Here is an 11,551-nt window from a genome sequence, read left to right as displayed (position 1 = left end):
TTCATGATCAACCAAGGGGTCAGGGGGCGGGGAGGGTCGTGCTCCAGAGGGAGGTGCCGTCCCGGTCACGCAGGTGGACCGTCAGGGCCTCGGACTCGCCGTCGATGGACACCTCGCCGAAGTGCTGGAAGCCCTCCGCCGGGGAGGTGTTCGCCCGTGGCGGGGCGTGCACGAAGGCCGCCTGCGGGCCGAACGTGCCGTCCAACGCGTTCGGGCCGAACGCGCCGGCGTGCGCCGGACCGGAGACGAACTCCCAGAACGGCGTGAAGTCGCCGACCGCGGCGCGCGACGGGTCGTAGTGGTGGGCGGCCGAGTAGTGCACGTCGGCGGTCAGGAAGACCATGCCGGTCACCCCGGCCCGGTGGGTGGCCCGCAGCACCTCGGCGAATTCCAGCTCACGCCCGGCCGGCGCGCCCGGGTCGCCCTGCGCGACACCCTCCTGGGCGGTCGGACCGTCCGGCACCACGACCCCGATCGGCAGGTCGTTGGCGATCACCTTCCAGGTCGCGGTGGACCTCTTCAGCTCCCGGATCAGCCACTCCCGCTGCTCCCGGCCGAGCAGACCACGCTTCGGGTCGGCGTACGTGTTGCCGTCGTTGGGGTCCTTGTGAGTCCGCATGTCGAGCACGAACACGTCCAGCAGCGGCCCGTACGACAGCCGCCGGTACAGCGGCCCGTTGTCCGGCACGGGCAGCCACTCGTGGAACGCCTGACTCGCCCGGGCGGCGAGCACGTCGACCCGTTGCTCGGTGTAGCGCGGGTCGTCCAGGATCTCCCCCGGGTACCAGTTGTTGAGCACCTCGTGGTCGTCCCACTGGTTGATCTGCGGCACCGCCGCCGCGAACTCCCGCAGGTGCTCATCGAGCAGGTTGTACGCGAACTGCCCCCGGTACTCGGCCAGCGTCTCGGCGACCTTGCTCTTCTCCGGGGTGACCAGGTTGCGCCAGATCCGCCCGTCGGGCAGCGTCACCGACTCGACCAGCGGGCCGTCGGCGTACACGGTGTCGCCGCTGCACAGGAAGAAGTCCGGCCGGGTCTCGCGCATCGCCCGGAAGATCGACATTCCGCCGTAGGTCGGGTCGATTCCCCAGCCCTGCCCGACGATGTCCCCGGTCCAGACGAACCTGACGTCACGTCGCTGGTGCCGCCCCGGGGCGGTGGTCAGCGAACCGGTCAGCGGCTCGCTGACCACGCCGTGCCGGTCCAGGCTCTCCACCCGGACCCGGTAGTGCAGCCGCTCGCCGTCCGGCAGGCCCCGCAGCCGGACCTTTCCGGTGAAGTCGCCGGTCGGGGCCAGCACCGGGCCGCGCAGCGTCCGCGCGCCGCGGAAGTCCGGCCGGCGGCTCACCTCGACCAGCATCCGACCCGGCCGGTCGGCCCGCGTCCACACCAGCGCCGAGTCCGCGGTCACGTCGCCGCTCTGCACCCCGTGGGTGAGGACCGGGCGTCCCGCCGGGCGCCAGGCCGGAGCGGCGTTCGCCCCGGCGCCACCCAGCAGGGCGCCGCCGGCGACTCCGGCCCCGGCCACCAGGCCGGCCTGCAGCAGGGTACGTCGATCAAGCTCGGTCATTCTTCCTCCCGATCATGGGTTGACCACGTCGGTCTATCGGTCGGAGGCGACCGTGAGCGGCGGCCCGGGTGACGCGAACGTGAACGCCAGTCGTCCGGTCGGCTTGACCCCCGGTGGCGCGCTCACGCAAACTTCGCCGGTGCGTTCGCTTCGATACGACGAATTTCAGGCCATGCGCCGGTTTCCCGCGCTGGACGGGCTGCGGGCGGTGGCGGCGATCATGGTCTTCGCCTTCCACTACGGCGGCCCGTCCTGGAAGTGGCTGACCGGCTGGATCGGCGTCCACCTGTTCTTCGTGCTCTCCGGCTTCCTGATCACGACGCTGCTGCTGCGTGAGGAGCACCGGTACGGCAGGGTGTCGCTGCGCGCGTTCTACCTGCGGCGGTTCTTCCGGATCATGCCGGTCTACCTGCTCGTGCTCTTCCTGACCTGGGGCCTGGCCCGGCTCAGCGGCAGCGCCGAGACGATCGAACGCCTGATGAAGTACTACCTGCTCTTCATCAACGAACTCCTGCCCGGGACCGCGCCGTACCTGCACTCCTGGACGATCGGCATCGAGCAGAAGTTCTACCTGTTCTGGCCGGCCATCGCGTTCGTCCTGGTGACCGCCGCCTTCCGCCGCCGGCTCGCGGTCACGGCCGGTCTGCTCGTGCTCTTCATCGCGATGATCCCGCCGGACATCGCCTGGCTGAGCTGGCCGATCCACTACGTGGCGATCCTGCTCGGCTGCCTCACCGCCGTGGTGATGCACCACCCGCGAGGCTTCGCGCTGGTTCGGCCGTTGACCCACCCGGTGACGGCGACCGCCGCGATCGTGGTCTTCATCGTGTTCCAGGTGGCCGTGCAGTACTGGCCGATCCGGTTCGGCCAGGAGGCGCTGATCGGCACGTACGCCGCCGCTGCCGCGCTGCTGCTGCCGCCCCTGCTCTCGCGCAGCGTGCTCGCCCGCGGGCTGGGGCTACGTCCGCTGGTCTTCATCGGCGAGCGGTCGTACTCGATGTATCTGATCCAGTCCATCGCGGCGCGGGTGGCGGTGGGCCTGCTGCCGGCCATGGGCCGGCGCAGCACCGCCGTCTTCCTGGGCGCCGTGGTGGTGGCGCTGATCGTCGCGGACGTGCTCTACCGCTGGGTCGAGCTACCCATGATCGAGGTGGGGCGCCGGTTGGCCGCCCGGGTGACCCGGCGTGGTCCGCGCGACAGCGACGGCACCACGCCCACCACGCCCACCACGCCCACCACGCCCACCCCGTCCGCCACGGCCGCCGAGGACGTCCAGATCCCCCCGACGCGGGAGGTGCTGGCGGACACCGTGCCGGCGGGCCGCGGCTGATCCAGCACCGCCTCCCGGGCATGAGCGGGGTCACAGCCACGGTTGTCACGGCCCACCCCGGCCGATCCGTCGTGACGGTATCGGACCGATCAGGGAGGTAGTCGTGCAACGGATGAACCCGACCCAGGTGGCGCCGCAGGCGTACCAGGCGGTCATGGGGATGGAGAAGTACGTCCAGACGAACGTCGACCACACCGTGCTGGAACTGATCAAGCTGCGCGCGTCGATGATCAACGGATGTGCGTACTGCGTGGACATGCACAGCCGGGACGCCCTCGCCAACGGCGAGTCGAGCCGTCGGCTGTTCGCGGTCGCCACCTGGCGGGAGGCGCCGTTCTTCGACGAGCGGGAACGGGCCGCGCTGGCGCTCACCGACGCGGTCACCCAGCTCGGCGCGCACGGGGTGCCCGACGAGGTGTGGGACGCCGCCGCGAAGGTCTGGTCGGAGAAGGAACTGGCCGACCTGGTCTTCGCGATCGCCACAATCAACGTGTGGAACCGGATCGGGGTGACGATGCGCCTGGAGCCTCCGGCGCACGTGTGACCAACGCGGCGGCAGAGGCGGCCGGTGCGCTGCAGGCGCACCGGCCGATGCTGCTCGGGCTCGCCTACCGGCTGCTCGGCAGCCGCCACGACGCCGAGGACGTGCTCCAGGAGACGTACCTGCGGTGGCTGGGCGTGGACCGCTCGACGGTGGACGAGCCCCGTCGGTACCTGTCCCGGGTGGTCACCCGGCTGGCCCTGGACCGGCTGCGGGCCCGACAGGCGGCCCGCGAGAGGTACGTGGGGACGTGGCTGCCGGAGCCGGTGCCGACCGTGCCGTCACCGTTCGGCCCACTGGACCGCGTCGAGCTGCGTGACTCGCTCTCGACCGCGCTGCTGCACGTGCTGGAACGGCTCACCCCGCCGGAGCGTGCCGTGTACGTCCTGCACACCGCCTTCGAACTGCCGTACACCGAGATCGCGGAGATCCTGGACCGGACTCCCGCGGACTGCCGGCAGCTGCACCACCGGGCGGTGACCCGGGTACGGCAGGAGCAGCGGCGGTTCACCGCCAGCCGGTCGGAACGGGAGCGGCTGCTCGACGCGTTCCTGGCCGCAGCCCGCGACGGTGACCTGGCGACGCTCACCGGACTGGTCGCCGGAGATGCCATCGCCTGGAGCGACGGTGGTGGACGGGTGCGGGCGGCCCGCAACCCGATCACCGGCTCGGAACGGATCTCCCGGTTCTTCGCCGGGATCTACGGCCCCCACCGGCGCTGGACGACCCGCAGGCTGGAACTCAACGGGGAACCCGCCGCGCTGCTCACCCGCGACGACGGCAACCGGTACGCGTTGACCGTCACCGCGGCCGAGGGCCGGATCACCGGGATCTACCTGGTCGGCAATCCGACGAAACTGCCCCCGGCCGGCTGAAGCGGAGCGTCAGCCCAGCTCGGGAAACCAGAGCGCGATCTCGCGCTTGGCGCTGTCCGGTGAGTCGGAGGCGTGCACCAGGTTCTCCCGGTTGGACAGCGACAGGTCGCCCCGGATCGTGCCGGCGGCGGCCTTGCGGCCGTCGGTCGCGCCGACCAGCCCGCGGACGACGTCGATGACCTCATCGCCGGAGAGCACCAGGGCGACCAGCGGGCCGCCGGTCATGAAGTCCTTCAGCGGCGGGTAGAACGCCTTGTCGACGTGCTCGGCGTAGTGCGCGTCGGCGAGCGCGGCGTCCATCGTCCGGTGCACCATCGCGTCGATTCGCAGCCCCTTGCGCTCGAAGCGGGAGAGGACCTCGCCGACCAGGCCGCGGCGGACCGCGTCGGGCTTGATCAGAACGAGGCTACGCTCATCCGGGCTGTTGCTGGACACGCTGGGTTCCTCCTGTACGCGCTGGACGCTCGGGATCGGTACGGTCAGCCTAGCGACCCGGTCCCGGCGCCGGCGCGGCGGCCGGTCTTTCCCCCGGTGGCCGATCCGGCCTAGCCTGGCCCTGACCCCCGGGAGGTCCACTGTGGCGAATGGCGGGAACCGGCCCATCGCGCCGGTACGCAAGCTGATCGGCACGGTGCTCGGCACCGTGGCCACGTTCGTCGTCCTCTTCGGCCTCGGCATGACCAGTTGGCCCATCGTGGCGATCGGGGTCGCCCTGCTGGTGCTGGCGATCGCGCTGGCCACCGTAAAAGGCGGTGGGCGCACCTGGGTGGTCGGCGTCGGGCACGTGCACAGCGCGTCCGAACCACCCACCCAGTACGCGTTCGGCCGCTGCGAGCTGCAACTGGTGATCGATGCCCCCGGCCTGCCGCCGCGATCCAAGAAGATCATCGAGCCACGGGTGCCGGTGTCGAAGTGGCCGTCGCTGGGCCAGACCCTGCCGATCCGGGTCGCGCTCGACGACCAGCGGCACGTCAAGGTCCTCTGGGACGAGGTGGCGACGCACGCCGAGTCGGCGGCCGTCGCCGACCTCCCGCCGGAGTTCGCCGACGCCGAACCCCTGGACGAGATGCTGATCCAGCAGGACGCCCCACCGTGGGCCGACCGCGCGCCGGACGACGACTTCCGCGACCAGTTCGGCCCGGACCCGTTCCGTGACCCGCTCGGCCCGGACCCGCTGCGCGCCGATCCGCTGCGCGACGACCCGGGTGTCGACCCGGAGGAGCGCGAGGCGGTGGTGATGCACCAGAGCCCGGGCGGCCCGGTGGTGCTGGAGGGTGTCGTCGTCGAACAGCCGGCCGGCCAGCCGACCACGGGCGGGCTGCCCCGACGGGCCACCCCGGCACCGCGCCCGCCCGCCGAGGAGCGCTTCGACCAGCCCGAGGCCGAACGCTTCGACCCGGCTCCCGCCCAACGTTCCGGCTCCGCCGCGACGGACCCTCTGGACCCGCTCGACCTGCCCCTGGACGATCCCACCTCGGGCACGGCGACGACGACCGGGCCCGTCACCGCCGAGGAACTCGACGAGGCGATCTTCGGGTTCGACGGGGGCACCACGGCGGACCCGGCCGGCCCGATCAGCGGGGTGGGCCTCACCCTGCTGGTCACCGACCTGGACCGGTCCCTCGGCTTCTACCGCGACATGCTCGGCTTCACCGAGGTCGACCAGGGGGCGGGCAACGCCGTGCTCGCCTCCGGCACGACCCGACTGGTGCTGCGCGAGGTCACCGGGGCCGCCCCGATCAGCCGCCGGCTCGTCCACGTCAACCTCGAGGTCGACGACATCGAGGCGGCGTACGAGCGGTTGCGCGGCTCGGGCGTCCGCTTCACGTACGCCCCACGGGTGGTCAACCGGGGCAGCAAGCTGGAGGTGTGGGCGGCGGCCTTCCGCGACCCGGACGGCCACGGCATCGCCCTCACCCAGTGGCGCGAACGGGCCGACGCCTGAGCCGGGTCAGCCGAGGATGACCCGGCGGACGTGCACCGCGTACGCCCACACCAGCGCGAAGATGACGCCCAGCGCGAACAGCGACCAGTGCAGCAGGCCGGCCAACAGCAGCAGGCCCTGGAGCACGGTACCGGCGTGCCACGCCCAGGGGCGGCGCATCATGCCGGCGACCAGGATGGCGGCCACCGCCAGGGCCACCACCGCGCCGATCGCCGCGCCGCTCAGGTCACCCCCGACCACCCGGATCGGCTGGATGGCCAGCAGCAGCACCAGCGCCTCCAGGCCGAGCGTCCCGGCGCCCAGTCCGCGTACCGCCCGTTGCGGGTCACGCAGCCCCGACCGGCGCGGCTGCCCGCCCGGCTGATCGGCCGGCTGCGCCTCCCCAGGCTGATCGGCCACGTGCGCCTCCCCTGAGGCCCCGGGCCTGGCCTGGTCGGGCGACGCCCCGCTCGGCCCGTCGGTGGCGCGGGAGTTCCGCTCCGGGCCGGTCATCGCACCAGCAGCCGACGGGCGTCGGCCACCGTCACCACCGACCCCGTGACCAGCACGCCGACCCCGCTCAACTCACCGGGGACGTCCTCCTCGGCCAGCGCCACCGCCACCTCGATCGCGTCCGGCATCTCGTCGGCCGACTCGACCCGCTCCTCGCCGAAGATCTCCACGGCCAGCGCGGCGAGTTCCTCCGTCGGCATCGCCCGCGGCGAGCTGTTGCGGGTCACCACCACCACGTCGATGACCGGTTCCAGCAGCTCCAGCAGGCTCGACGCGTCCTTGTCGGCGAGTACGCCGAGCACCGCCACCAGCTTGCTGAACGCGAACTCCTCCTGCAGCGCCGTCACGGTGGCAGCCATGCCGTGCGGGTTGTGCGCGCCGTCCAGCAGGATGGTCGGCGCGTTGCGGACCCGTTCCAGCCGCCCCGGGGAACTGGTCGAGGCGAAGCCCTCCCGGACCGCCTCGACATCCAGCTGCCGCGTGGTCCCCGCGCCCAGGAACGCCTCCACGGCGGCGAGCGCCACGGCGGCGTTCTGCGCCTGGTGCGCGCCGTGCAACGGGATGAACACGTCGTCGTAGACACCGCCCAGCCCCTGCAGGCTGAGCACCTGACCGCCGACCGCGATGGCCCGACTCAACACCCCGAACTCGGCGCCCTCCCGGGCGATGGTGGCGCCCACCTCGGCGCAGCGCTCCAGGAGAGGCCGCGCGGCCTCCTCCTCCTGCGCCGCCGCGATGACGGTGGCGCCCTGGTGGATGATGCCGGCCTTGGCCAGCGCGATGTCCTGGAGCGTGTCACCGAGCCACTCGGTGTGGTCCAGGCCGATCGGGGTGATCACGCAGACCCCGGCCTGGATCACGTTCGTGGCGTCCTCGGCGCCGCCGAGACCCACCTCCACCACCGCGATGTCGACCGGCGCGTCGGCGAACGTGGCGAACGCCAGCGCGGTGGTCATGTCGAAGTAGGTCAGCGGCTCGTCGGACCGCGCGTCGACCAGCTCCGCCAGCGGCTTGACCTCCCGGTACACCGCCGCGAACCGCTCCTCGCTGACCGGCTCCCCGTCCAGGCTGATCCGCTCCCGCACCGTCTCCAGGTGCGGGCTGGTGTACCGGCCGGTGTGCAGCCCGAACGCCCGCAACAGCGAGTCGATCATGCGAGCGGTGGACGTCTTGCCGTTGGTGCCGGTCAGGTGGATCGACGGGTACGCCCGCTGTGGACTGCCGAGCAGGTCGAGCAGCGACTCGATCCGGTCCAGCTCGAAGACCATGCGGGTGAAGCCCCGGGCGGCCAGCTCGGCCTCGACGGCGGCGAAATCGGTACGGTCGGTCACGAGGGAAGCGTCTCCAGAGCAGCGTCGATCCGGACCAGGTCGGCCTCGGCGATGGCGAGCCGGTCGCGGATCTTCGCGACCACCGGCTCGGGGGCCTTGCCGATGAAGGCCGGGTTGCCGAGCTTCGCCCGGGCCTGCGCGACCTCCTTCTCAGCCGCCGCGCGGTCCTTGGTGAGGCGGGCCCGCTCGGCGGCCACGTCAATCGACCCCCGGGTGTCCAACGCGACACCGACCGCGCCGGGCATGGCCAGCGTGGCGCTGGCCTGAAAGTCGTCGCCGGCCGGGTCCAGCCGGACCAGCGAGCGGATCAGCGGCTCGTGAGCGGCGATACCCGCCCCGGCCAGCCCGTCCAACCGGGCGGCCACCCGCTGCGTCGGGCGCAGCCCCTGGTCGGACCGGAACCGACGGATCTCGGTGACCACCCGCTGCACACTGGCCAACTCGGCCTCGGCGGCATCGTCGACCAGCGTACGGTCGGCCACCGGCCAGGCGGCCGTCTGCACCGTCTCCCCACCGGTCAGCGCGAGCCACAGCTCCTCGGTGACGAACGGGATCACCGGGTGCAGCAGCCGCAGCAGCTGGTCCAGCACGTGCCCGAGCACCCGGCGGGTGGTCTCGGCCCGCTCACCGCCCTCGGCGAGCACCGGCTTGCTCAGCTCCACGTACCAGTCGCAGACGTCGTCCCAGGCGAAGTGGTAGAGCAGGTCACACACCTTGGCGAACTCGTACGCCTCGAACTGCTCGTCGACCTCGGCGGTGACGTGCGCGAGTCGGGACAGGATCCACCGGTCGACGGTGGAGAGCCGCTCGGCGGCCGGCAGCTCGCCGGTCGTGTGCGCCCCGTTCATCAGGGCGAACCGGGTGGCGTTCCAGAGCTTGTTGCAGAAGTTGCGGGAGCCCTGGCACCAGTCCTCGCTGACCGGCACGTCCTGCCCGGGGTTCGCGCCGCGGGCCAGGGTGAACCGGGTGGCGTCGGCGCCGAACCGGTCGATCCAGTCCAGCGGGTCGACCACGTTGCCGAACGACTTGGACATCTTCTTGCCGTGCTCGTCCCGGACCATGCCGTGCAGGGCCACCACGTCGAACGGCTGCTTGCCGTCCATCGCGTACAGGCCGAACATCATCATCCGGGCGACCCAGAAGAAGAGGATGTCGTAGCCGGTGACCAGGACACTCGTCGGGTAGAACTTCGCGAGATCCACCGTCTGCTCGGGCCAGCCGAGGGTGGAGAACGGCCACAGCGCGCTGGAGAACCAGGTGTCCAGCACGTCCTCGTCCTGCCGCCAGCCGTCCCCGGTCGGCGGCTGCTCGTCCGGGCCGACGCAGACGATCTCACCCTGCGGGCCGTACCAGACGGGGATCCGGTGCCCCCACCACAGCTGGCGGGAGATGCACCAGTCGTGCATGTTGTCGACCCAGGCGAAGTAGCGCTTGGCCAGCTCGGCGGGCTCGATACGCACCCGGCCGTCGCGCACCGCGTCGCCGGCGGCCTGGGCCAGCGGCGCCGTGTTGACGAACCACTGCAACGACAGCCGCGGCTCGACGGTCGTCTTGCACCGCGAGCAGTGCCCGACCGCGTGCACGTACGGCCGCTTCTCGGCCACGATCCGGCCCTGCTCGCGCAGCGCCGCCACGATCGCCGGCCGCGCCTCGAACCGGTCCAGCCCCTCGAAGGGGCCGGGCACGGTGATCACGCCACGCTCGTCCATCACGGTGAGCGCGGGCAGGTCGTGGCGCTGGCCGATCTCGAAGTCGTTCGGGTCGTGCGCCGGCGTCACCTTGACCATGCCGGTGCCGAACGACGGGTCGACGTGCGCGTCGGCGACGATCGGGATGCGGCGGCCGGTGAGCGGCAGCTCGACCTCGGTGCCGATCAGGTGCTGGTACCGCTCGTCGTCGGGGTGCACCGCGACGGCGGTGTCGCCCAGCATCGTCTCGGCCCGGGTGGTGGCCACCACGACCTCGTCGCTGTACCGGATGGAGATCAGCTCACCGTCGTCGTCGGTGTGCTCGACCTCGATGTCGGAGAGCGCGGTCAGGCACCGCGGACACCAGTTGATGATCCGGTTGGCCCGGTAGATGAGGCCCTCGTCGAAGAGCTTCTTGAAGATCGTCTGGACGGCGCGGGTCAGACCCTCGTCCATGGTGAAGCGCTCACGGTCCCAGTCGACGGAGTCGCCGAGGCGCCGCATCTGCCCGAGGATCGCCCCACCGGACTCGGCCTTCCACTGCCACACCCGCTCGACGAACTTCTCCCGCCCGAGATCGTGGCGGGACAGGCCCTCGGCGGCGAGCTGACGCTCGACCAGGTTCTGGGTGGCGATGCCGGCGTGGTCCATGCCGGGCAGCCACAGCGCCTCGAAGCCCTGCATCCGCTTGCGACGGGTCAACGCGTCCATCAGCGTGTGCTCGAACGCGTGACCCATGTGCAGGGAGCCGGTGACGTTCGGCGGCGGGATGACGATGGTGAAGGGCGGCTTGTCGCTGTCGGCGGAGGCCCGGAAGTGCCCGGCGGCTACCCACTGCTCGTACCGTCGCTGCTCTACCTCACCGGGCTGGTACTGGCCGGCCAGGGCGGGTGCATCGGGGCGTTGGGCATCGAGTCTGTCGGTCACTCGTGAAAGTCTACGGAGGGCTTCGGCGGACCCGACGTGCGCCACCTGCCATTCGCGTACGGTGTCGGCTATGTCCGACGCACATCTCACCGAGCGCCCGCTCGACGGCGGTCGCGAGCCCGTCGAGCTGACCGACGAGCCGATCCGGCTGAGCACCCGTGACCCCGGGGGCGACCCCGACGAGCGGCAGGCCGGCTGGTCGCGGCGACGCAAGGTCGGCTGGGCGGTGGCGCTGGTGGTCGGTCTGGCCGGAGCCGGGGTCCTCGGCGTCGGCGGGTGGCGGGTGGCGCAGCAGAAGGACACCGCCCTGACCTCGCCGGACCAGGTGGCGGGCCTGACCCGCGACGACAGCGAACGGGCGAAGAGCACCGCCGACTACCTGCGCAGCGGCCTGGCGGCCGACATCGAGCTGGACCGCAGCTTCGGCGCGGTCTACCGCGACCCGGCCGACGACAAGCGGTCCGTCCTGATCTTCGGGGGCACCACCCTGCTCTGGCAGCCGGAACGGGACCTGGACAGCCTGTTCGGCCTGATGTCCGACGAGACGGGCGCGGTGAGCGGGCTGCGCGAGCTGCCCGCGGGCGACCTGGGCGGCGTCATGAAGTGTGGCAGCACCAGCGGCGAGGGCGGCGACTTCGCGGTGTGCGGCTGGGCCGATCACGGCAGCGTGGTGATGGCGATGTTTCCGGGGCGCTCGGTCAGCGACGCCGGCGGCCTGATGCGCCACCTCCGCGCCGGAATGCAGACCCGCGACTGACCCACCCGCCCGAATCTCGTTGACCGACTCGGTTTCGGTGATATCGGGGGAGCCCCGCCCCGGGACACCCCGATATCACCGAGTCGGTCACCACA

The 11,551-nt window shown here is 71.8% G+C and carries 10 protein-coding genes; 5 read left to right on the top strand and 5 right to left on the bottom strand.

Translation table 11 applies throughout. The features are described from left to right. Positions 1-19 precede the first annotated feature (19 nt). Entirely contained in the window at positions 20-1,570 is a 1,551-nt protein-coding gene (locus F8271_RS25885) for an alkaline phosphatase (protein WP_151492435.1), read from the bottom strand. Positions 1,571-1,709: 139 nt separating this feature from the next. Between F8271_RS25885 and F8271_RS25880 the strand changes: the two genes are divergently transcribed. The 3 genes from F8271_RS25880 (at position 1,710) to sigJ (ending at position 4,316) form a co-directional block, all read left to right on the top strand. Next, on the top strand, positions 1,710-2,900 hold the full coding sequence (locus F8271_RS25880) for an acyltransferase (protein ID WP_225854762.1): 1,191 nt from the start codon (positions 1,710-1,712) through the stop codon (positions 2,898-2,900). Positions 2,901-3,012: 112 nt separating this feature from the next. Beyond that, positions 3,013-3,444 carry a carboxymuconolactone decarboxylase family protein gene (locus tag F8271_RS25875; protein WP_370461969.1) on the top strand — a complete coding sequence of 144 codons (432 nt, stop codon included), beginning with the start codon at positions 3,013-3,015 and terminating at the stop codon, positions 3,442-3,444. Continuing rightward, positions 3,441-4,316, top strand: coding sequence for an RNA polymerase sigma factor SigJ (gene sigJ / locus F8271_RS25870; RefSeq protein WP_151492433.1), 876 nt, complete (start codon positions 3,441-3,443; stop codon positions 4,314-4,316). The genes F8271_RS25875 and sigJ overlap by 4 nt, the downstream gene beginning before the upstream one ends. 9 nt (positions 4,317-4,325) lie before the next feature. Here sigJ and ndk read toward each other — a convergent pair whose 3' ends face one another. Next, the gene (ndk, locus tag F8271_RS25865; protein ID WP_151492432.1) at positions 4,326-4,751 is read right to left on the bottom strand and encodes a nucleoside-diphosphate kinase; all 426 of its coding nucleotides are present in this window, start codon (positions 4,749-4,751) and stop codon (positions 4,326-4,328) included. 142 nt (positions 4,752-4,893) lie between these two features. Between ndk and F8271_RS25860 the strand changes: the two genes are divergently transcribed. Continuing rightward, positions 4,894-6,261: a VOC family protein gene (locus F8271_RS25860; protein WP_151492431.1), complete on the top strand. Its 1,368-nt coding sequence runs from the start codon at positions 4,894-4,896 to the stop codon at positions 6,259-6,261. A gap of 6 nt (positions 6,262-6,267) precedes the next feature. Here the strand turns inward: F8271_RS25860 and F8271_RS25855 are convergent, their stop codons facing one another. The 3 genes from F8271_RS25855 to F8271_RS25845 are packed head-to-tail and all read right to left on the bottom strand — an operon-like array spanning position 6,268 to position 10,699. Beyond that, positions 6,268-6,753: a DUF4233 domain-containing protein gene (locus tag F8271_RS25855; protein ID WP_151492430.1), complete on the bottom strand. Its 486-nt coding sequence runs from the start codon at positions 6,751-6,753 to the stop codon at positions 6,268-6,270. Then, entirely contained in the window at positions 6,750-8,084 is a 1,335-nt protein-coding gene (locus F8271_RS25850) for a folylpolyglutamate synthase/dihydrofolate synthase family protein (protein WP_151492429.1), read from the bottom strand. Before F8271_RS25850 ends, F8271_RS25855 begins: the two co-directional genes overlap by 4 nt. Beyond that, positions 8,081-10,699, bottom strand: a complete 2,619-nt coding sequence (locus F8271_RS25845) for a valine--tRNA ligase (RefSeq protein ID WP_151492428.1) — start codon at positions 10,697-10,699, stop codon at positions 8,081-8,083. The genes F8271_RS25850 and F8271_RS25845 overlap by 4 nt, the downstream gene beginning before the upstream one ends. Before the next feature lie 70 nt (positions 10,700-10,769). On the opposite strand from F8271_RS25845, the gene F8271_RS25840 reads away from it, so the two are divergent. Further along, positions 10,770-11,456: a hypothetical protein gene (locus F8271_RS25840; protein ID WP_151492427.1), complete on the top strand. Its 687-nt coding sequence runs from the start codon at positions 10,770-10,772 to the stop codon at positions 11,454-11,456. Positions 11,457-11,551: the final 95 nt, after the last annotated feature.

Origin of the sequence: Micromonospora sp. ALFpr18c (assembly GCF_008868155.1) — a bacterium.
GTDB lineage: Bacteria > Actinomycetota > Actinomycetes > Mycobacteriales > Micromonosporaceae > Micromonospora.
The sequence above is the reverse complement of the archived record's forward strand: the minus strand, read 5'-3'. Positions and strand labels throughout refer to the sequence as shown.